This window comes from Agromyces fucosus (genome assembly GCF_004134865.1).
Classification (GTDB): Bacteria; Actinomycetota; Actinomycetes; order Actinomycetales; family Microbacteriaceae; genus Agromyces; species Agromyces fucosus.
This window is the reverse complement of the sequence record NZ_SDPO01000003.1, coordinates 641,563-660,163: the sequence shown is the minus strand read 5'-3', so window position 1 is coordinate 660,163 and position 18,601 is coordinate 641,563. Positions and strand designations below refer to the sequence as shown.

Genomic DNA, 18,601 nt, shown 5'->3' with positions numbered 1-18,601 from the left:
TCGCGCCTCGGGCGCCTGTTCGACGCTACACGCGCCCGCCGAGGGGAACGGTCACGCGTGCCGGAACCGCACCTCCTGGCCGGGTCGCAGCTGCGCCACGGCGTCGAGCGAGGCGGGCGAGAGGATCGCGACGACGGGGTACCCGCCGGTCACCGGGCGGTCGGCGAGGAGGATCGTCGGCCGTCCGTCGCCCGCGACCTGCATCGAGCCCGGCACGGTGGCCTCGCTCGCGAGCTCTCCCGGCACCCGCCGCTCGAGTCGGGGGCCGTCGAGCCGGGCGCCGACCCGGTCGGCCTGCCCCGAGAGGCGCCAGGCGGCGTCGAAGAGCGTCGCGCGCGCGGCATCCGTGAACCAGTCGGCGCGCGGCCCGGGCAGGAGGGCGACGGTGACACCGCCGGCGGGCGGCGGGAAGGCGGCCTCGCGATCGAGCAGGGGCACGGATGCCGCGGGCGCCCCGCCGATCTCGAGCACCCGCCCCTCGGCCACGGGTGCCGGGCCGATCGCCGAGAGCGTGTCGCGCGAGCGGGAGCCGAGCGTGGCCGGCTCGTCGATGCCGCCGCGCACCGCGAGCACGTAGCGCGCACCGCGTTCCGCCGGGCCGAGTTCGAGCACGGCGCCCGCGAGGGCGCGGGCCGCGGTGTACGGCGCGATCCGGCGACCGTCGAGCGTCACGCGACCCCATGCGCCCGTGACGGCGATCCAGGCCCCCTCGTCGAAGCGGGCGCGGAAGCCGCCCATCAGGATCTCGAGCCCGGCAGCACCGTCGGGGTTGCCGACGAGCCGATTGGCGAGCGCGAGGGCGGCTCGGTCGAGCGCGCCGGACCCTGCGACACCGAGGTGCGCGAGGCCGGGCCGGCCCAGGTCCTCGACGAGGGTGAGCGCACCCGACGCCTCGACCGTGAGGCGGGTCATGGCCGGCCGGCCTCGGTGAAGCGCACGCGCCGCCCGGGCACGAAGAGCGCCGGAGACGGAGCGCCGGGGTCCCAGAGCGGCGCCTCGGTGCGCCCGATCAGGCGCCAGCCCCCCGGGCTCTGTCGCGGGTAGACGCCGGCGAAGGTGCCCGCGAGCGCGACGGCGCCCGAGGGCACGCGAGGGCGGGGCGCGTCGAGCCGGGGCACCTCGAACGGCCAGTCGTCGCTCACGAGGTAGCCGAATCCCGGCGCGAAGCCGATGAACGCGACCCGCCATTCGGCGGCCTGATGGCGGGCGACGAGCTCCTCGGCCGAGATGCCGAGCAGCGCCGCGGTGCTCCGGAGGTCGTCGCCGTCGTACACGACGTCGACCGTCACCTCGCCTGCGACGTGACCCGGCCTGCGGGCCGCGGCCTCGATCGGGATGCGCCGGACCCACGTCGCGGCGGACTCGAGCGGCAGCCGGTCCGGGTCGACGGCGACGAGGACCGTGCGCGCCGCCGGCACGAGCTCGACGAGCCCGGCGGGCGGCTCGGCCGCGAGCGCGTCGTGCAGGGCGAGCACCTCGTCGAGGCTGTCGCACTCCACGAGCAGGGCCGCGTCACCGCTCGGCAGGAGGCGCCGACTCACGCGAACGCCTCGATCCGGTACCCCGCGCCCTCGAGCGCGGCGCGCACCGCTCGAGCGATCGCGACGGCGCCCGGGGTGTCGCCGTGCAGGCACAACGAGTCGGCGCCGAGCTCGACCCGGCTGCCGTCGTCGGCCGTGATGCCGCCGGTCTCGACGATCTCGAGCGCGCGATCGGATGCCGCGGCCGGGTCGTCGACCACGGCACCGGGCTCTCCTCGGGGCACGAGGGAGCCGTCGGCCACGTAGCCCCGGTCGACGAAGGCCTCGCGGGCGTAGCGGAGGCCCGCGGCATCCGCCGCCCTGGCGATCGCGCCCGCGGGCTGGCCGAGCACGGTGAGCGACGGGTCGAAGGCCGCGACGGCCTCGACGAACGCGTGGGCCGCCGATTCGTCCGAACCGAGCCGGTGGTAGAGGGCGCCGTGCGCCTTCACGTATCGCACCCGGGTGCCGGCCGCCCGGGCGAGGCCGTCGAGGGCGCCGAGCTGGGCGAGGAGTTCGGCGGCGATCTCGGCGGGGGCCGTGTCGAGTGCGCGCCGCCCGAACCCCGCGAGGTCGCGGTAGCCGGGATGCGCGCCGAGGGTGACCCCGTGCTGCGCCGCGAGCCGAGCGCTCGCGAGCATCGTCACGGGGTCGCCGGCGTGGAAGCCGCAGGCGACGTTGGCGCTCGACACGAGGGCGAACATCGCAGCGTCGTCGCCGAGGCGCCACGCCCCGAAGGACTCTCCGAGGTCGCTGTTCAGGTCGATGCCGATGGCATCGTTCTCGGCGGGCATGCTCCCATTCTGGCGCGGAGTCGGGGCACACTGGGAAGAGGAGGACGGGATGGCGCGCACTCGGGTTCCGCATGGCGACGGCGACGGCCACGGCGACACCGGCATCGCCGGCGCGCCGCGACGGCGGCGCACACGGCACGTGGGGCGCGGGGCATCCGCTGCCGGGCTGATGCTCACGATCTCGTTCGTCGGGCTCGCAGCCTGCACCGCCGACCCGCCGCTGCCGACGCCGACCCCGCTGCCGAGCTCGCCGGCGTCGACGGCCCCGCCCCCGACCCCCGCGCCCCCGCCGCCCGTGCTGGAGCCGTCGGGCGCTCCCGAGTCGATCGCCGCCGACCTCGACGCGCCGTGGTCGATCCTCGTGCTGCCGAACGGCGGCGTGCTCGTGAGCGAACGCGATCGCGGCGACATCGTCGAGGTGCTGGCCGACGGCTCGCATCGTGTCGCGGGCGCCGTGCCGGGCGTCGCGGCGGGCGGCGAGGGCGGACTGCTGGGGCTCGCATTCCTGCCGGGCGACGGCGCGCGCGACGACCAGGTCTACGCGTACCACACCGCCGACTCCGACAATCGGGTCGTGCGGATGCCCCTGGCCGGCGCCCCGGGCTCGCTTTCGCTCGGCGGCTCCGAACCCGTGCTCACGGGCATCCCCCGCGGCGGGGCGAACCACAACGGCGGCCGCATCGCCTTCGGCCCCGACGGCCTCCTCTACGTCACGAGCGGCGACGCCGGCAACCGGGATGCCGCGCAGGATCCGGCATCGATGTCGGGGAAGATCCTGCGGGTGACGCCCGACGGCGCCGCCGCACCGGGCAACCCCTTCGGCAACGCGGTGTGGTCGCTCGGCCATCGCAACCCGCAGGGCCTCGCGTGGGATGCGAACGGCGAGCTCTGGGCCGCCGAGTTCGGCCAGAACACGTGGGATGAGCTGAACCGCATCTCCCGCGGCGCGAACTACGGCTGGCCGATCGTCGAGGGCGTCGCCGGCGACCCTCGGTTCGTCGACCCGGTCGTGCAGTGGTCGACGGCGGAGGCGAGCCCGAGCGGGCTCGCCGTGATCGGCGACACCCTCTTCCTCGCGTCGCTGCGCGGCGAGCGCCTCTGGACGATCGCGCCCGCCACCTCCGGCGCCTCCCTCGCCGCGACACCGTGGTTCGCCGAGGAGCTCGGCCGCATCCGCGACGTCGCCGCGGCCCCCGACGGCGCCCTGTGGCTCATCACGAACAACACCGACGGTCGCGGCTCGCCGCGGGACGGCGACGACCGGCTCTACCGGGTGGCGCTCGCCGCCGCAGGCTGATCGCGGCGCACCGGAATCCGGCACCCGATCTGGGGTCCCAGCCTCTTCGCCGGTGACACCCGTCGGGTCTATTCTCGGTTCCATGGCGGATCTCGAGCGGGTGCGACGATGGGCCGAAGCGCTCATCGTGCTGCACCTCGACGCCGCGACGTGGAGCTTCGCGTTCGACAATGCGAAGAAGCGCGCCGGCCTCTGCAACTACACCGAGAAGCGCATCTCGGTGTCGCGGTACCTCGCCGCCCGGTACGACGACGACGAGATCCATCAGATCCTGCTCCACGAGGTGGCGCACGCGCTCGCCGGCCCGCGTGCCGGGCACGGTCCGAAATGGGCGTCGGTCGCCGCCGACCTCGGCTACGTCGGCCAGCGCACGCACGACGGCGAGGTCGCGCACGAGCTCGCACCGTGGATCGGGCGATGCCCGGCCGGCCACGAGCACTTCCGATACCGCGAGCCGCAGCGGCAACTGAGCTGCGGCCTGTGCCGACGCGGGTTCGACCGCGCCAACCTCATCGTGTGGCGCCGCCGGGAGATCACCGCCGCCGTACGCCGCAGGGCCGCGAGCGCCGCCACCGGCTGACGGATATGCCGGCGCGCGCATGCACGTCGTCGGCCCCGGTCGCACCGTCGGACGACGCCCTGCGCACCGGCTAGATTGGTGGCGTGCCCGTCTCAACCGTCTCGATCCCCGTCGGGCAGTGGTTCACCACCGCCGAGGGCGTTCGCTGGTGGTTCGACTCGGGTTCGTTCGCCCTCGATTTCGCCTACACCGGCCAGATCGGCGGGCTCCGCACGGACGAGCAGCTGCACGCGCCCGACGACCTCACCCGGTGGCTGCACGAGCGCTTCCCGGTCGCGGTCGGCGCCGCGCGCTCGCGCGACCTCTTCGACGCGATCGCCCTGCGCGACGCGATCAGCCGCATGGCCGTCGCGGTGAGCGTCGGCGAACCGTTGCGTCCGGCCGACATCGACCTCGTGAACCTCTACGCCGCGACGCCCGACGTTCCCCCGTCGCTCGCGGGGGGCACCCGTCAGGCCGGCCGGTCGGTGCAGACCGTGGCGCAGGCGCTCTCGACGATCGCTCGTGACGCCGTCGACCTCTTCTCACTCGACAATGCCGAGCGCGTGCGCTGCTGCTCGGGCGCCGACTGCGACGTCGTCTACCTCGACACCTCGCGGGCCGCGAGCCGTCGCTGGTGCTCCATGCAGCGCTGCGGCAACCGCGCCAAGGTGCGCGCGCACCGCGCGCGCAAGGCGGAGCGCGCGGCGGCCTGACAGCACGTCCCCTGCAGACGCGCGAGACGGACGGATTTCAGGAGATGAGCCCGTTTGCACTCGCATCCGGGACCGTGAGGCTGAATCGCCTGAATTGTGCTCGACCGCCTGTGCTGTTCGGCGTAGAGCGGCTCAAGCGCGGAAGACCCCGTCGACGAGCTCGGGAACGACCGTGGTGATGTCGCGCTCGGTCGCGATCCTCACGTCTCCGCGGTAGCCCATGGCATTCAGTTGGGCGGCGCTGCCCGACGCACCGATGAGATGCACCACCGCGTGCCCCAGCCCCTCGTACGCTGCGCACGCCACCGCGGCTTCGGGCGACGTGTGATCGAGGCCGAGCGTCACGAGCGCGTCGATGACTGCGCCCGCGACGAGCTGGTCCTCGATCGCGAACCGCAGCCGGCCGTCGTTCGCGTCGTCGCCCCGTTCACCGGCGGCGATGACCGCGACGACCATCCGCTCGCCTCGCTCCTCCTGCAGGGAGAGTATCCGCGAAGCGACCGCCGAGCGGTTCCGCATGGATGCCGCGAGCACGACGGCGCCATCCGCCTCCAGTCCGCGGACCAGCGCTCCGCCGTTCGGCGACGGCAGCACGACGACCGCCGGCTGAACGCCAACGGCGAAGCTCGCAGGAGAGAGCGTCGGCCCGGCCTCGCCGCGCCGGTTCGCGATCACCGCGCCGAGCCCTGCCGCGAATTCCGCGACGCCGTCCTCGTCGAGCGAGTTCCACGGTGCGATCGACACGCCGTGTTCGGCCGCGACGACGACGGCGGTCGTGAAGGACAGCGCGTCGACGACGACCACGATGTGCGCACCCGGCACGATGCGCGCTGCGCCGTCGACACCCCAGTCGAAACGGACCTGATACTTCGACTGGCCGAATGCCGCGCTCGATTCGCTCACCGCAGCAGAGTAGCGGTTCACCGTTCCGTGCCCGCCCCGCCGGAGGTCAGAACCCGCGGTACAGCGCGAGCGCCTCGGCGTCGCTCGCGCGCGACGTCGCCCGCCGAGCGGCATCGAGTGCCGCGACCGGGTCGGGCTCCTGGTGCGCGATCACGAGCTGGCGCTCGGCCTCGGCCAGCCGCGTGCGCGCATCCGCCCCGACCGGGTGGCCCCCGCGCTCGATCGCCGCCCGCGCCACCCGCAGTTGGCTCTCGGCGATCGCGATCGCCCCGCCGAGCGCACCGCGAGCGCCGTCGAGCCGGCCTTGCGCGTTGCGTGCGGCCGCGCGGGCCACCTCGAGGCGGTCGCGGCACGCGCGGAGCCGGTCGCGGTCGATGAACGGGTCGCCGGCGAGTGCGGCACGATCCGCCATCGCGGCCGATCCTGTGCCGATCGCCGTGCCGAGGGCCTCGGCGGCGTCGGGGTCCTCCTGTGCGTCGCGCTCGCGTCTCGCGGCGACGAGTTCGCCGTCGAGCGCGGCGGCCTCCTCCGAGGCATCCGCCTGCGCCCTCGCCAGCGCGAGTTCGAGCGCGTCGATCTCGTCGAGGTCGCGGCCTGCACGGGCCAGCGCGTCACCGGCCGACCCGAGCAGGTCGGCGGCGGGTTCCGAGCGCGCGAGTCTCGCCTCCGCCTCGTCGAGCGAGGCCGTGGCCGCCGCGAGCGAGGCGTCGATGCGAAGCTCCGCCCCTCGGGCGGTGGCGAGTGCCGACTCCGCGAAGCGGGTCGCGAGCCGGCCGAGCATCGCCTCGGCCTCGACCCGTCGACGGGCGATCCGACCGGCCTGCGCGCGAAGGGCGGGCAGTTCTGCGTGGGCACCGCGTTCGGTGCGCCGCCGCCCGGCGAGGGCGGACTCGGCGTCCTCGAGGGCGCCGATCGCCGAGATGCAGAGCCCTTCGATGCGGGAGGTCCACGTCCGGCGCTCAGCGGCCGTGTCGGCATCGGCGTCGTCGAGCCGCTGCTGCAGGATGAACGCCTCGCGCATCCACGCGCGCGCCGAGTCGATCGCGCCGCGCAACGCGCGCGATTCGTCGGCGCCGAATTGCGCCTCGGCGAAGGCGAGCTCGCGGTCGGCGTCACGCAGGGCGTTGTCGGCCTGCACGATGAGGCCCTTCGCACGCACCTCGGCCGCAGCGCCGGCGGCGAGCGCGGCACGTTCACGACGGGCACCGCCGCGTCGCAGCGCCACCATGCCGACGACCAGGGCGGCCGTCGCCGCGCCGAAGACGAGGAGGGAGGGCAACCACCAGAGTCCGTCGGGCATGTGCCGGAGTCTAGGCGTTCGGGGTTCGCGCTCGCCGAGTACCCGCCTCGAATGCGGCGCGGCGCTTGGCTGGGGCATCCGGGCGCACTACCGTCGGCTCATGCGGGTGCTCCTGAAACTCACGCTCGACTGCGCTCCGGATGCCGCGTGGCGGGCGCTCCGGAGCCCGGCGGTGCTGCGCGAGGTGGTCGCGCCGTGGCTCGACTTCGAGTCGCTGGAACCCGGCGGCCTGCCGACGATGTGGCCGGAGGGGCGCCATCGCCTTCGCGTGCTCGCCTTCCGCAGGTTCCCCGCGGGTGAGGAGCGCGTCGACCTGACGAGCCCCGCTGGTCTGCCCGACGGCGTGCGCATGCTCCGCGACGGCGGCGGTGCCGACAGCGGCGTGTTCTCCGCCTTCCGCGAGTGGGACCATCGCATGGCCGTCTCGGCGCTGCCCGAGGGCCGCACGCTCTACCGCGATCAGCTGCGCGCGACTGCCGGGGCGCTCGACGCGCTCGCCTGGTACCCGACGTGGGCGTTCTGGCAGTGGCGCGGCATGCGGTTGCGGCAGCTCGCGCCGACGTGGCGCTTCGACCCGCCCGGCACGGCGGATGCCGCTGCGACGGAGCACCCCGGCGGTGCGCCGACAGCCGGGAGAGCCGGGGCCGCCTCGTGACCGACTCCATCGCCGCGCTCCAGCTCGCCGACTGGCGCCGACGCGTCTTCGGCCTCTACTCGGGCGTGCGCCAGCTCAGCGTGCACTCGCCCGCGTCCGGGCACGAGTTGTGGAAGTCCGCACGCGACGAGCTCTTCGCAGGGCATCCGCAGTCGCCGCTGCTGCCCGACGACCGTGCTGGCTTCACGGGACTCACCGTCTCCCGGTACGACCCCGACTGGCGGTTCGAACTCGAGGTGCGCCGCCCCGACGAGCCCGTGAAGCTCGTCGTCGAGAGCGCGAGCGACGGCCGGATCCCGTTCTCCCTCATCGGCGAGGTGCGCGTGCCCTACCTCGGCTCGCTCGACGTGTGGCGCCTCACGAGCTACGGCGGCGGGCTGTTCGTGCCCGTCAAGGACTCGCTCGCCGGCGCCCCCGGCGGCACCTACGGGGGCGGACGCTACCTGCTCGACACCGTGAAGGGCGCCGATCTCGGCCCCGGCGCCGACCCCGACTCCCTCATCATCGACTTCAACTTCGCCTACAACCCCTCGTGCGCCTACGACCCCTCGTGGTCGTGCCCGCTGGCGCAGCCGGGCAACACGCTGCGTCACGAAGTGCCGGTCGGCGAGCGGATGCCCCGCTGACCCCGAGCACTCGCGACCCCGCCGTCTCCCAGCCGCCACGCGCCGGTTTCCGGGCGCTCAGGGCATGCACAGCGCGGCATCCGCTAGACTGCTTCCCGGTGTGCGCGATGATCGCGCCGCCTGCGTCGTAGAAACGCTTTCCGGGCACTGTGCGCTCTTATGAAATCGCACAGGGGTCCGTGACTCTCATACGGCGAACGGATGCGCCGACCGGCGCCTTCGCCAATACCCACCGCCGGGTCTCACCTTCCGTCCATGGAAACCTCGATCCTGCGGTGTGCTCTGCCCTGAAAGGCACCAGTGACCGACATCACCTTCAGCACGCTCGGCGTGCCCGCCCCCCTCGTCTCCGTACTCGCGGCCGACGGCAAGACCACCGCGTTCCCGATCCAGGTCGACACGCTGCCCGACACGCTCGCCGGACGCGACGTGCTCGGCCGCGGCAAGACCGGCTCGGGCAAGACCATCGCCTTCGCGCTGCCCATGGTGGCCCGCCTCGGCACCTCGCTCGCCGGCGGCCGTCGTCGCCCGGGCCGCCCCCTCGCCCTCGTGCTCGCTCCGACCCGTGAGCTCGCCACGCAGATCGACGCGGTGCTCGCGCCGCTCGCCGCCGCCTACGACCTGAAGACCACGACGATCTTCGGCGGCATCAGCCAGAAGCGCCAGGTCGACGCGCTCCGCGCCGGCGTCGACATCGTCGTCGCCTGCCCCGGCCGCCTCGAAGACCTCATGAAGCAGGGCTTCGTCACGCTCGACGCCGTCGAGATCACCGTGCTCGACGAGGCCGACCACATGGCCGACCTCGGCTTCCTGCCCGTCGTCACGCGCATCATGGACAAGACCCCCAACGACGGCCAGCGCCTGCTGTTCTCGGCGACGCTCGACAACGGCGTGGACAAGCTCGTCAAGCGCTTCCTCCACAACGAGGTGCTGCACTCGGTCGACGAGGCCACCTCGCACGTCGCCGCCATGACCCACCACGTGTTCGAGGTCGCCGACGTCGACGCGAAGAACGACCTCGTGAAGGCCCTCGCCTCGGGCACCGGCCGCCGCATCCTCTTCATGCGCACGAAGCACCACGCCAAGAAGCTCGCGAAGAAGCTCACCGAGCAGGGCATCCCCGCGGTCGACCTGCACGGCAACCTGTCGCAGCCGCAGCGCGACCGCAACCTCGCCGCGTTCTCCGACGGTTCGGCCAACGTCATGGTCGCCACGGATGTCGCGGCCCGCGGCGTGCACGTCGATGCCATCGAGCTCGTCATCCACGTCGACCCGCCCATGGAGCACAAGGCGTACCTGCACCGCTCGGGCCGCACGGCTCGCGCCGGCAGCGAGGGCGACGTCGTCACGATCAGCCTGCCCGCGCAGAAGCAGGACCTGAAGACCCTGCTCCGCAAGGCCGCGATCACCGTCACGCCGCAGCAGGTCACCGCGACCTCCCCGGCCGTCACCGCCCTCGTGGGCGACGTGGCACCGTACGTCAAGCCCGCTCCCCGCTCCGAGGCCCAGCACCAGGGCGGCGGCGGTCGCTCGCAGGGCGCCAACGCCCAGCGCAAGCGCGCCGCTCGCGACGAGCGCGGCGGCGAGCGCAGCGGCGAGGCGCGCACGGGCGCCGGTCAGGGTCGCGGTCGCGGCCGCGGCGGCAACGCCGGTCAGTCGGATGTCGCCGGCGCGCCCCGTCGCGACCGTTCGGGTCGCCCGGCCGAGGCTCGTGCGAACGCCCCCAAGCAGGGCGGCGGCCAGGGCCGCGGCGCGCAGACGACGGGTGCGCAGCGCTCGACCTCCAACCGCTCCTCCGGCGGCAAGGCGCCCCTGCGCGTCGGCAGCCTCGTCTCGCCCTCGGGCAACTCGCGCGGCAACCGTCGCGCGCAGGGCTAGCCCCGACGCTCCACGGCACAGACGCCGAACGGCCCCGACGAGCTCGCTCGTCGGGGCCGTTCGCGTTCGCGCCGCCATCCCGGCGATGCCGGCCAGAGTCCCCCGACGGGCCGGCACCGGCGACATGGCGGCGCGAACGTCAGCTGCCCGACGACATCACCCTCCCGATGTCGCCGCCGACCACGAGCGCGATGACGACCGCCGCAGCCATTGCCGCAGCGATCATCGTGGTCGTCAGCATCGTCACTCGTCGCATCCGCAGCCTCCATCGCTCAGAAGGGAATGTCCGGCTCGCACGCGGCGGTTCCATCGGATTCGAGGGAACTCCACGGGCCGTGTCGGACATATCCGTGCACGACCGCCGCCCGGGCGGGCGTGAAGAGGAGACCCGATGCCTCGCATCATCGTCATCAGCGCCGCGCTCGCGGCCTCACTCGCCTTCGCCGGTCTCGGTGCCGTCGCGCCCGCGACTGCGTCAGAGACGCTCGGCACCGGCTCGAAGTCGGCCGCGGCCGAGCACTGCGCCGTGGAGGTGCGGGCCGTCGGCGAACGGGCCGCACCGTCCGCCCCCGTCTGCTTCAGCGAGCCTGAGGGCGTCGAGCGATACCTCGACGCGATCGGCACCGCCGATGCATCCGGACGCGCCGTCGCCGCCTCCTCGACCGCGCTCGGCACCGTGTACGCCAACAGCAACGGCGGCGGCTCCAGTCTCACGTTCTGGGGATCGAGCGGATGCTACGGCGTCCTGTTCGGCTTCTCGAGCATGCCCTCGGGGTGGAGCAGCAATGTCAGCTCCGCCGGCGGCTCCAACGGGTGCTGGGTGACCGTCTACGGCACGACGGGGTACGGCGGATCGCGCCTGAACTGCACGCCGTGGTGCGGCGGCGTCGGCGGACTCAACGATCAGGTGAAGTCGATCGTGTTCCGTCCGACCGGCACCTTCGGCTAGTCGTCGAGGGGCGCGAGTCCGAGCGCAGCGCAGATCGACGCATTCGACGACGGCACCACTGCTGCTGTTCCGTCGGCCATCACGCAGGCCTGCAGCTCGTCTGGCACACGGCCCGGCGGGTTGCTCGCCGACGTCGGGTCGAACCCCTCGTCGAAGACGCCCTGCTCCCACATGAGCGAGCAGAGCCCGACCGCGTCGGCGACGCGACCGGCGCCGCTTGGTGAGGCGATCGTGGCCGACGAGCCGGGGTAGCTGCCGTCGGCGGCCCGCTCGGCCTCGCTCATGCAGAGCACCAGCTCGGTGTTCGACACCGCAGCCGGCTGCAGCAGCACCGCGCCGGCGGTCGCCGCCACGCCGATCGCGAGCACGCCGATGCCGCTCCAACCGAGCACTCGGCGCCGGCGGCGCTTCGCCTGCGCGACCGGCTCGGTGCGCACGTGGTCGATGAGCATCGCGCGGATCGCCGCGTCGCGTTCGGGGCGCATCTCCGGCGGGGTCATCGCGTCACCTCCATGCCGAGGTCGTCGGAGGACGGCGCCTCGGTCGAGGGCGTGTCGGTCGACGTCGCTGCAGCCGACGGCGCGGGCGCCTCACCCGGTTCGCGGAGCGAGCCGAGCTCGGCCTGGAGCTTCGCGCGGGCCCTCGACAGCCGGGACTTCACGGTGCCGACCGGCAGGTCGAGCACGCTCGCGACGGCGGCCATCGGCAGCTGGTCGACGAGGCAGAGGTCGACGATGCGGCGGTCGTTCGCGCCGAGACGTTGCAGTGCGGCGGTGATCTGCTGCGACATCCGCTCGCTGTCGAGACGGTCGCCGACCTCGTGGCTCGGGTCGACCGCATGCTCGGCCGCCGGCAGCTTCGCGAGCAGGCGCCGGTAGCGGCGCCCCGATCGCTCGGTGTTGAGCGACACGTTGGTGGTCACGACGAGGAGCCACGGCAGGAGGGAGCCGTCGACGAAGCGCACATCGCGGCGCCGTCGCCACGCCTCGAGGAAGACGACGGCGACGACGTCTTCCGCGTCGGTGCGATCGAGCACGCGGGAGTACGCCTTGCGGAAGATGCGCGCGCGGTACCGGTCGTAGACGACGCCGAACGACGACTCCGTGCCCGAGGTGGCCTCGAGCCAGAGCGCCGCGTCGGATCGGGCGTCGTCAACCATGGTCGAGCCAGCCTAACCGGGCTTCGCGTGACCCCGGACTGCGCAGCGTCGCCCGAATGGCGGCCGGCATCTCGCGCGGCATCGTGGTCGACCAATCGACGCTCCCCTCCGAGCCCGGGGCCGATGGGGACCGCCTCGCTCACAGGGGAATGTCCGGATGCCGCCGGCGGGTTCCGCCGCCGGTGCGCGATCATCGTCAGGCGGGAGCCTGGGAGATGCGCACCGTGTTGCCCGACGGGTCGCGGAACGCGCAGTCGCGCGGACCCCAGCCCTGGTCGATCGGCTCCTGCAGCACCTCGGCACCTGACGCGCGCACGGTCTCGAACGTGGCGTCGACGTCGTCGGAGCTGAAGACGAACAGCGGAAGCACGCCCTTGGTGAGCAGCTCCTGCAGCGTGTCGCCGTCGGCCTGCGAGCGACCGGCATGCGGCACCGAGAGCACGATGCCGAGGCCGGGCTGCGCGTCGCTGCCGAGCGTGACCCAGCGATACTCGCCGGAGGTGACGTCGTTCTGCACCTCGAGGCCGAGCGCGTCGCGATAGAAGCCGAGCGACTCGTCGACGTCGTTGACGGTGATGTTGGTGTACTGGAGTGCGATGGTCATGTCTCGACGTTATGCGGCCGTGCCGTCGGTCGCTTCTCCGTTCCTGCTCGATGCCGGCCGGGCCGGTCGGGTGAGCGTCCTCGCCACGAACGGCGGCATCGCCTTGACCGCTTCGTGCTCGTGACGCCGGTACTCGGTCGGCGTCTCGCCGACGATCTCGGTGAATTTCGAGCTGAACGAGCCGAGCGAGGTACAGCCGACCTGCATGCACGCATCGGTGACGCTCACGCCGGCCCGCAGCAGCGCCATCGCGCGCTCGATCCTGCGGGTCATCAGGTGGCTGTACGGCGTCTCGCCGTAGGCGGCGCGGAACTGGCGCGAGAAGTGCGCCGGCGACATGAGGGCCTTCGCGGCCATGGTCGGCACGTCGAGCGGCTTCGCGTACTCGCGGTCGATCAGATCTCGAGCACGGCGCAGGTGTGCGAGGTTCTCGAGCTCCTGCGGAGTCATGCTGCCACGGTAGCACCGGCGCCACGGCCGCTCGATTTCGCGCGACGCGCGAGCTGGCTTAGTCTCGGGGCATGAGCACCGAAGTCGTTGCCGAAGTCGTCGTCCGCCCCATCCGGGACTCCGATGTGGAAGCCCTGGGCCGCGTTCACGCGACCTGCTGGCACGAGACCTACGACCACCTGATCAGCGCCGCGGCGTTCGAGCACCTCTCCCCCCGCCGCATGGCCGAGCTGTGGAACCACTACGCCGAGCGAGGCGAGGAGTACTCGCAGTTCGCCGCACTCGTCGACGGCGAGATCGTCGGATTCGTCGGCTCGGGCCCGGCGCGCGACGAGAACCCGCCGCGGGAGCGGGAGCTCTACTTCATCTACCTGCTCGACGCGTACCACGGCACGGGCATCGGCCAGAAGCTCTTCGATGCCGCGTGCGGCGACCGTCCCGGCTACCTATGGGTCGCCGAGGACAACCCGCGCGCCCACCGCTTCTACGCCCGCAACGGCTTCACGCCCGACGGAGCGGCGCAGGACGTGCCATTCCTCGGCGAGGAGATCCACGAGGTCCGACTGGTCCGCTGACTCAGCGCCTCAGCGCAGTGCGCCCACCGACGCGAGCGCCTGCTTCACGAGCGTGCCCCGGCCGCCCTCCATCTCGGCGGCGATGCTCGGGCTCACGGCCTCGGCCGGCGTCATCCAGGTGACCTCGAGGGCGTCCTGGCGCGGTTCGCAGGTGCCCGTGACCGGCACCACGAAGGCGAGCGACACGGCGTGCTGCCGCTCGTCGCTGTACGGCGTGATGCCGGGCATGGGGAAGTACTCGGCGACGCTGAACGGCACCGAGCTCGCGGGCAGCAGCGGGAACGCCATCGGTCCGAGGTCCTTCTCGAGATGGCGGAACAGCGCGTCGCGGATGGTCTCGCCGTACATGACGCGGCCCGAGACGAGGGTGCGCGTCATCTCGCCCACGGCGTTCGCTCGCAGCAGCACGCCGACCTCGGTCACCTGCCCGAGCCCGTCGACGCGTACGGGCACCGCCTCGACGTACAGCAGCGGCAGCCTGCCCCGCACCTCGGCGAGTTCGAGGTCGGTCAGCCACCCCGGATTCGCCGGCGGCCTGACGACGGGTTCGTCGTCGGGGTTCCAGTCCGGGTCGGGGGTGCGTACGCTCATGCCTCGATTCTGCCCCACACCGCTAGCGTTGACCTCATGACGAGCGTGCAGATCGATGACGAGGCGGTCCTGTGGTCGGCCTCCGCGGCCGATCGGGAGGGTCGCCCGCTCCTCCTCCTGCTGCACGGCTACAACTCGAACGAGGGCGACCTGTTCGGCCTCGCGCCCTACCTGCCGCTCTCGCCGGCGGTCGCGTCGCTGCGCGCTCCGACGTACACGGGGTACGGGCACGCGTGGTTCCCGCTCATGAACGAGGGCATCGAGTTCTCGATCGAGGGCGCGGATGCCGCGGTCACCGCGATCATCGAATGGCTCGATCGAGCCGCTCCCGACGCGACCTCGGTGGGCCTCCTCGGCTTCTCGCAGGGCGGGGCGATGGCGCTCGAACTCCTGCGCCGGGCACCCGAGCGCTTCGCGTTCGCCGTGAGTCTCGCCGGATTCGCACTCCCGGGCGATCGCGAGGGCGACGAGCGGATGTCGCAGCTCCTGCCGCCCGTCTTCTGGGGACGCGGCACGGTCGACCAGGTCATCCCCGAGGCATCCGTCGCTCGCACGCAGGACTGGCTGCCCGGGCACTCATCGCTCGACGAGCGCATCTACGAGGGCCTCGGGCACTCGGTGTCCGAGCTCGAGCTCGCCGATGCCGCGGCGTTCCTCGCCGCACGCTACGCGGCCCCGCCGGTCGAGTAGCGAACCAGCCCCGCCGGTCGAGTAGCGAAGCCGATCGAGACCTAGACGCCCGAGCCGCCGCTGCGGCGCGCGGCGCGCTCCTTGTCGCGGTCGGACACGCGGATCTTCTCGGCGCGCACCTCGGCCTGCGTGGCCCGCTCGGTCACGAGCCATGCCGGCGGGGCCTCGAGCAGCGCCTTGATCTCGGCCGTCGTGAGCGGGTCGGTCACGCCGCTCCGAGCGAGTCCGGAGTTCGAGATGCCCAGCTTCGCGGCGATGACGGTGCGCGGGTGGGGGCCCTCGCGGCGCAGCTTCTCGAGCCACTCGGGCGGCTCTGCCATGAGCGCCGCGAGCTCGTCGCGCGTGATCGGCCCCTCGCGGAACTCCTCGGGGGCGGCCTCGAGGAGGATGCCGAGCTTCTTGGCTGCGGTCTCCGCCTTCATGGTCTGGGAGTTCTTCGACTTGCTCACTCCCTCACCGTATCCCGTCTCGCCCCTTCCGCCCACCGGGAGGCCCGTCGGCCATCGTCTACGCTGGGAACAGGCTGAACACGGCCGCATTGGAACGGGGGCCGAGGTGACACTGCGACTCCGCTACGTCGCCGGGGTGAGCCCGTCGAAGTGGTTGCGGGTGTGGAACGATCTGCGCCCCGACCTGCCCCTCGAAGCGATCGTCGTCGAGGAGTCCGCTCAGCTCGACGCCGTCGTCGCCGGCGAGGCCGACATCGCGTTCGTCCGTCTTCCGGTCGAGACCGAGGGCATGCACGCCGTCGCGCTCTGGGAGGAGCTCGCGGTCGTCGTGCTGCCGAAGGAGCATCCGCTCGCCGACGCGGAGTCGCTCACGCTCGCCGACCTCGAGGGCGAGACCCTCGCGCCCGTGCAGCCCGACCCCGCCATGACCATCGAACTCGTCGCCGCTGGCACCGGGCACGCGATCCTGCCGCACTCGGTCGCACGCCTCCACCGGCGCAAGGACGTCGTCGCGATTCCGGTGACGGATGCCCCGCCGACGCAGATCTCCCTCCTCTGGCCACGCGAGCGCGACGACGCCGACATCCAGCAGTTCGTCGCGGTCGTGCGCGGCCGGGGCGCCAAGAGCTCCCGTGGCTCGGCCGACGACCCGCCCCCCATCAAGCCGGCGAAGGCCGCGAAGCTCGCCGCCGCCGAGCGTCGGGCCGCCGCGGCGAAGTCGGGCGAGGGCAAGGGCAAAGGCAAGAAGGGCGGCGCGAAGGGCGGTCGCCCGGCACCGCGCACCGGGGCGGGTGCAAAACAGCGCAGCCGCAGGAGAGGTCGATGAGCGGCAAGCCCTTCCTCTTCCTCTCAGCACGCCCCGAGGTCGAGGCCGTCGGCCCCGAATACGAGTCCGTGCGCCGCGCCATGGGCGTCGACGCCGATCGGCTCGACCACGTGCGGCTCGACGTCGACCCGCTCGGCGATCTCGCGATCGACGCCTACGCCGGCATCGTCGTCGGCGGCAGCCCGTTCAACGTGACCACGCCCGAGGCAGGCAAGCACGAGGTGCAGCGCCGAGTCGAGGCCGATCTCACCCGCCTCGCGGAGCGATCGGTCGCTGCAGACTTCCCGCTCCTCTTTACGTGCTACGGCATCGGCGTCCTCACGCGGCTGCTCGGCGGCGAAGTCGGCACGATGTACGGCGAAGACGCGCAGGCCGTCGAGATCCGGCTCACGGCCGACGGCACGGTCGATCCCCTCGTCGGCGGGCTCCCCACCCGATTCGACGCGCTCGTCGGGCACAAAGAGGCCACCGACCGCCTGCCCGACGACGCCGTGCTGCTCGCCTCATCGGCTGCGTGCCCCGTGCAGATCTACCGCGTCGGCGCCCGCGTCTACGCGACGCAGTTCCACCCCGAGGTCTCGACGAGCGACTTCATCGCCCGCGCCCAGGTGTACCGCCATCACGGCTACTTTCCGGCGAGCGAACTGCGCGAAGTCGGCGAGCGACTCGCCGCGGCATCCGTCACGGAACCGCAGCGGATGCTCCGCCGCTTCGCCGAACTCGCCGACGACCGGGCGGCCGTCTGAACGCACGACCGAGCCGCGCGTCGGCCGGGTGCGACTGATCGCACCCGACCGACCCGCGGCGGTCCCTCGTGCAGTGGGAGCTAGGCGGCCGTGCTCTTGCTGCGGCCGCGGGTGATGAGCCCCCAGATGAGCAGCACGATGATCGATCCGGCGATGGCGAGGAGCCACGTCCCGAGATCCCAGAACTGGTCCATGCCGATGCCGAAGATGGCACTGCCGATCCAGCCGCCGAGGAGTGCCCCGACGACGCCGAGCAGCAGTGTGACGAACCATCCGCCACCCTGGTTGCCCGGCAGGATCAGCTTGGCGATCGCCCCGGCGATGAGGCCGAGGATCAGAAACGCGAGGAAACTCATGTTGTGCTCCTTCGTTCGATACCCCAACGAAACCACCGCGGATCGGCCGGTGCAAGCCCCTTGCCCCGCGTGGCGTCGATGCGATATCACGCCGGTCCCGCCATCGATCAGGCCGTTCGGGGCGTTCCCGCCTCGAAGAGCGGGTACCGGCGCCGCAGCAGCACGCGCTGCACGAGCGTCCAGGAGACCGTGACGAACAGGTAGAGCGCTGCCGCGAGCGGCACGAAGACCGCGATCACGGCGGTGATGAAATGCAGTGCTCCGAGCGCCCGGGTCATGCCCGGCCCGGCGAGCAGGGCAGCGGATGCCGCGGCGGCATCGCTCGGCGCCGGGGCATCCGCTCGGCTCGTGGCGGCGACTGCGCCGGTGGCCGGCTTCGGCTGGAAGACCCGTCGCGTGAGCTCGCCGACGACGGCGATGCCGGCGATCACGACGCCGAAGACGAGGAGCGCGCCCGGGGTCAGGGAGCCGGAGGCGATCTGTCCGGCGAGGCTCGAGCCGAGCGGCACGCCGAAGAACGTCTGCTCGAGCAGCGCGTTCGGGTGACCGGCGATCGTCGGGAGGATGAAGAGCGCGTAGATCACGCCCACGATCGGCGCCTGCACGAGCATGGGGAGGCAGCCGGCGAACGGCGTCGTGCCCTCGTCGCCGTAGAGCTGCATCGTCTCGCGCTGCAGGCGTTCGGGGTCGCCCTTGTGCCGTTTCTGCAGCGCGGCGAGCTTCGGGGCGAGGCGGGAGCGGGTCTGCTCGGCCTTGGCCTGCGAGAAGCCGACGGGGATCAGCGCCGCGCGTACGAGCAGCGTGACGAGCACGACGGCCGCCGCGGCGCTCGCGATGCCGATGACGGGTTCGAGGAGTGCGGCGAGGGCCATGAGCACGGCGTGGGCGCCGTCGAGCAGGGCCGCGATGGGTGGGAAGGCGTAGAGGTCCAAGAAGTTTCCTTGCGGTCGATGGATGA

At 72.8% G+C, this 18,601-nt stretch carries 24 protein-coding genes; 11 read left to right on the top strand and 13 right to left on the bottom strand.

The window, feature by feature from the left end; translation table 11 throughout:
* Positions 1–51 precede the first annotated feature (51 nt).
* From ESP57_RS18770 to ESP57_RS14550, 3 genes are read right to left on the bottom strand one after another with little or no spacing between them, the layout of a single operon-like run.
* Positions 52–912, bottom strand: coding sequence for a 5-oxoprolinase subunit C family protein (locus ESP57_RS18770; protein WP_129232087.1), 861 nt, complete (start codon positions 910–912; stop codon positions 52–54).
* On the bottom strand, positions 909–1,541 hold the full coding sequence (locus ESP57_RS18765) for a 5-oxoprolinase subunit B family protein (protein WP_129232086.1): 633 nt from the start codon (positions 1,539–1,541) through the stop codon (positions 909–911). The genes ESP57_RS18770 and ESP57_RS18765 overlap by 4 nt, the downstream gene beginning before the upstream one ends.
* A complete protein-coding gene (locus ESP57_RS14550) occupies positions 1,538–2,314 on the bottom strand; it encodes a LamB/YcsF family protein (RefSeq protein ID WP_129232085.1) in 777 nt (258 codons plus the stop codon). Before ESP57_RS14550 ends, ESP57_RS18765 begins: the two co-directional genes overlap by 4 nt.
* Positions 2,315–2,363: 49 nt before the next feature.
* Here ESP57_RS14550 and ESP57_RS14545 point away from each other — a divergent pair, with 49 nt between their 5' ends.
* The 3 genes from ESP57_RS14545 to ESP57_RS14535 all read left to right on the top strand — a co-directional run bounded on the left by ESP57_RS14545 (position 2,364) and on the right by ESP57_RS14535 (position 4,886).
* Positions 2,364–3,611, top strand: coding sequence for a PQQ-dependent sugar dehydrogenase (locus ESP57_RS14545; RefSeq protein WP_243648543.1), 1,248 nt, complete (start codon positions 2,364–2,366; stop codon positions 3,609–3,611).
* Positions 3,612–3,693: 82 nt separating this feature from the next.
* Positions 3,694–4,191, top strand: a complete 498-nt coding sequence (locus ESP57_RS14540; RefSeq protein ID WP_056010984.1) for a SprT-like domain-containing protein — start codon at positions 3,694–3,696, stop codon at positions 4,189–4,191.
* An 83-nt stretch (positions 4,192–4,274) separates the two neighbouring features.
* Positions 4,275–4,886 (top strand): CGNR zinc finger domain-containing protein, encoded by a 612-nt coding sequence (locus ESP57_RS14535; RefSeq protein WP_243648542.1) that lies wholly within the window; start codon positions 4,275–4,277, stop codon positions 4,884–4,886.
* Positions 4,887–5,018: 132 nt separating this feature from the next.
* On the opposite strand, the gene ESP57_RS14530 is transcribed toward ESP57_RS14535, so the two are convergent.
* Entirely contained in the window at positions 5,019–5,789 is a 771-nt protein-coding gene (locus ESP57_RS14530) for a 2-phosphosulfolactate phosphatase (protein WP_165877487.1), read from the bottom strand.
* 46 nt (positions 5,790–5,835) lie between these two features.
* A complete protein-coding gene (locus ESP57_RS14525; RefSeq protein WP_129232083.1) occupies positions 5,836–7,089 on the bottom strand; it encodes a hypothetical protein in 1,254 nt (417 codons plus the stop codon).
* A 100-nt stretch (positions 7,090–7,189) separates the two neighbouring features.
* On the opposite strand from ESP57_RS14525, the gene ESP57_RS14520 reads away from it, so the two are divergent.
* From ESP57_RS14520 to ESP57_RS14505, 4 genes are all read left to right on the top strand, one after another.
* Positions 7,190–7,744 carry a hypothetical protein gene (locus ESP57_RS14520; protein ID WP_207904557.1) on the top strand — a complete coding sequence of 185 codons (555 nt, stop codon included), beginning with the start codon at positions 7,190–7,192 and terminating at the stop codon, positions 7,742–7,744.
* Complete coding sequence (locus ESP57_RS14515) at positions 7,741–8,370, top strand: DUF1684 domain-containing protein (RefSeq protein WP_207904556.1); 630 nt, start codon at positions 7,741–7,743, stop codon at positions 8,368–8,370. Before ESP57_RS14520 ends, ESP57_RS14515 begins: the two co-directional genes overlap by 4 nt.
* Positions 8,371–8,670: 300 nt before the next feature.
* Complete coding sequence (locus ESP57_RS14510) at positions 8,671–10,248, top strand: DEAD/DEAH box helicase (RefSeq protein WP_115961142.1); 1,578 nt, start codon at positions 8,671–8,673, stop codon at positions 10,246–10,248.
* A gap of 391 nt (positions 10,249–10,639) precedes the next feature.
* The gene (locus tag ESP57_RS14505) at positions 10,640–11,197 is read left to right on the top strand and encodes a hypothetical protein (RefSeq protein ID WP_115961139.1); all 558 of its coding nucleotides are present in this window, start codon (positions 10,640–10,642) and stop codon (positions 11,195–11,197) included.
* Here ESP57_RS14505 and ESP57_RS14500 read toward each other — a convergent pair.
* From ESP57_RS14500 to ESP57_RS14485, 4 genes are all read right to left on the bottom strand, one after another.
* Entirely contained in the window at positions 11,194–11,697 is a 504-nt protein-coding gene (locus tag ESP57_RS14500) for a hypothetical protein (protein WP_129232081.1), read from the bottom strand. The two genes, ESP57_RS14505 and ESP57_RS14500, sit on opposite strands and share 4 nt — an antisense overlap.
* Positions 11,694–12,356, bottom strand: coding sequence for an RNA polymerase sigma factor (locus ESP57_RS14495; RefSeq protein WP_115961133.1), 663 nt, complete (start codon positions 12,354–12,356; stop codon positions 11,694–11,696). Before ESP57_RS14495 ends, ESP57_RS14500 begins: the two co-directional genes overlap by 4 nt.
* A 196-nt stretch (positions 12,357–12,552) precedes the next feature.
* Complete coding sequence (locus tag ESP57_RS14490; protein WP_056011011.1) at positions 12,553–12,960, bottom strand: VOC family protein; 408 nt, start codon at positions 12,958–12,960, stop codon at positions 12,553–12,555.
* Positions 12,961–12,969: 9 nt separating this feature from the next.
* Positions 12,970–13,410: a helix-turn-helix transcriptional regulator gene (locus tag ESP57_RS14485; RefSeq protein WP_129232080.1), complete on the bottom strand. Its 441-nt coding sequence runs from the start codon at positions 13,408–13,410 to the stop codon at positions 12,970–12,972.
* Positions 13,411–13,481: 71 nt separating this feature from the next.
* Between ESP57_RS14485 and ESP57_RS14480 the strand changes: the two genes are divergently transcribed.
* Positions 13,482–13,985, top strand: a complete 504-nt coding sequence (locus tag ESP57_RS14480; protein ID WP_056011019.1) for a GNAT family N-acetyltransferase — start codon at positions 13,482–13,484, stop codon at positions 13,983–13,985.
* Positions 13,986–13,994: 9 nt separating this feature from the next.
* Here ESP57_RS14480 and ESP57_RS14475 read toward each other — a convergent pair whose 3' ends face one another.
* Positions 13,995–14,576 carry an NUDIX hydrolase family protein gene (locus ESP57_RS14475; RefSeq protein WP_056011022.1) on the bottom strand — a complete coding sequence of 194 codons (582 nt, stop codon included), beginning with the start codon at positions 14,574–14,576 and terminating at the stop codon, positions 13,995–13,997.
* Between the two features lie 36 nt (positions 14,577–14,612).
* Here ESP57_RS14475 and ESP57_RS14470 point away from each other — a divergent pair, with 36 nt between their 5' ends.
* Complete coding sequence (locus ESP57_RS14470; protein WP_129232079.1) at positions 14,613–15,266, top strand: alpha/beta hydrolase; 654 nt, start codon at positions 14,613–14,615, stop codon at positions 15,264–15,266.
* Positions 15,267–15,307: 41 nt separating this feature from the next.
* Here the strand turns inward: ESP57_RS14470 and ESP57_RS14465 are convergent, their stop codons facing one another.
* Complete coding sequence (locus ESP57_RS14465) at positions 15,308–15,688, bottom strand: DUF5997 family protein (RefSeq protein ID WP_115961124.1); 381 nt, start codon at positions 15,686–15,688, stop codon at positions 15,308–15,310.
* 133 nt (positions 15,689–15,821) lie between these two features.
* Between ESP57_RS14465 and ESP57_RS14460 the strand changes: the two genes are divergently transcribed.
* Positions 15,822–16,541 carry a LysR family transcriptional regulator substrate-binding protein gene (locus ESP57_RS14460; RefSeq protein WP_165877486.1) on the top strand — a complete coding sequence of 240 codons (720 nt, stop codon included), beginning with the start codon at positions 15,822–15,824 and terminating at the stop codon, positions 16,539–16,541.
* Positions 16,538–17,287, top strand: coding sequence for a glutamine amidotransferase (locus tag ESP57_RS14455; RefSeq protein WP_129232077.1), 750 nt, complete (start codon positions 16,538–16,540; stop codon positions 17,285–17,287). The genes ESP57_RS14460 and ESP57_RS14455 overlap by 4 nt, the downstream gene beginning before the upstream one ends.
* An 80-nt stretch (positions 17,288–17,367) precedes the next feature.
* Here ESP57_RS14455 and ESP57_RS14450 read toward each other — a convergent pair whose 3' ends face one another.
* Together ESP57_RS14450 and ESP57_RS14445 are read right to left on the bottom strand one after the other, a co-directional pair.
* A complete protein-coding gene (locus tag ESP57_RS14450) occupies positions 17,368–17,643 on the bottom strand; it encodes a GlsB/YeaQ/YmgE family stress response membrane protein (protein ID WP_056011036.1) in 276 nt (91 codons plus the stop codon).
* A gap of 107 nt (positions 17,644–17,750) precedes the next feature.
* A complete protein-coding gene (locus tag ESP57_RS14445; protein ID WP_129232076.1) occupies positions 17,751–18,575 on the bottom strand; it encodes a YidC/Oxa1 family membrane protein insertase in 825 nt (274 codons plus the stop codon).
* Positions 18,576–18,601 lie beyond the last annotated feature (26 nt).

Bases quoted from the DNA above. Each gene is read 5' to 3' on its own strand.
- ESP57_RS18770 (WP_129232087.1), bottom strand. From the start codon at position 912: ATGACCCGCCTCACGGTCGAGGCGTCGGGTGCGCTCACCCTCGTCGAG.
- ESP57_RS14550 (WP_129232085.1), bottom strand. From the start codon at position 2,314: ATGCCCGCCGAGAACGATGCCATCGGCATCGACCTGAACAGCGACCTC.
- ESP57_RS14545 (WP_243648543.1), top strand. From the start codon at position 2,364: ATGGCGCGCACTCGGGTTCCGCATGGCGACGGCGACGGCCACGGCGAC.
- ESP57_RS14540 (WP_056010984.1), top strand. From the start codon at position 3,694: ATGGCGGATCTCGAGCGGGTGCGACGATGGGCCGAAGCGCTCATCGTG.
- ESP57_RS14525 (WP_129232083.1), bottom strand. From the start codon at position 7,089: ATGCCCGACGGACTCTGGTGGTTGCCCTCCCTCCTCGTCTTCGGCGCG.
- ESP57_RS14520 (WP_207904557.1), top strand. From the start codon at position 7,190: ATGCGGGTGCTCCTGAAACTCACGCTCGACTGCGCTCCGGATGCCGCG.
- ESP57_RS14505 (WP_115961139.1), top strand. From the start codon at position 10,640: ATGCCTCGCATCATCGTCATCAGCGCCGCGCTCGCGGCCTCACTCGCC.
- ESP57_RS14500 (WP_129232081.1), bottom strand. From the start codon at position 11,697: ATGACCCCGCCGGAGATGCGCCCCGAACGCGACGCGGCGATCCGCGCG.
- ESP57_RS14495 (WP_115961133.1), bottom strand. From the start codon at position 12,356: ATGGTTGACGACGCCCGATCCGACGCGGCGCTCTGGCTCGAGGCCACC.
- ESP57_RS14490 (WP_056011011.1), bottom strand. From the start codon at position 12,960: ATGACCATCGCACTCCAGTACACCAACATCACCGTCAACGACGTCGAC.
- ESP57_RS14485 (WP_129232080.1), bottom strand. From the start codon at position 13,410: ATGACTCCGCAGGAGCTCGAGAACCTCGCACACCTGCGCCGTGCTCGA.
- ESP57_RS14480 (WP_056011019.1), top strand. From the start codon at position 13,482: ATGAGCACCGAAGTCGTTGCCGAAGTCGTCGTCCGCCCCATCCGGGAC.
- ESP57_RS14475 (WP_056011022.1), bottom strand. From the start codon at position 14,576: ATGAGCGTACGCACCCCCGACCCGGACTGGAACCCCGACGACGAACCC.
- ESP57_RS14470 (WP_129232079.1), top strand. From the start codon at position 14,613: ATGACGAGCGTGCAGATCGATGACGAGGCGGTCCTGTGGTCGGCCTCC.
- ESP57_RS14465 (WP_115961124.1), bottom strand. From the start codon at position 15,688: ATGAAGGCGGAGACCGCAGCCAAGAAGCTCGGCATCCTCCTCGAGGCC.
- ESP57_RS14455 (WP_129232077.1), top strand. From the start codon at position 16,538: ATGAGCGGCAAGCCCTTCCTCTTCCTCTCAGCACGCCCCGAGGTCGAG.
- ESP57_RS14450 (WP_056011036.1), bottom strand. From the start codon at position 17,643: ATGAGTTTCCTCGCGTTTCTGATCCTCGGCCTCATCGCCGGGGCGATC.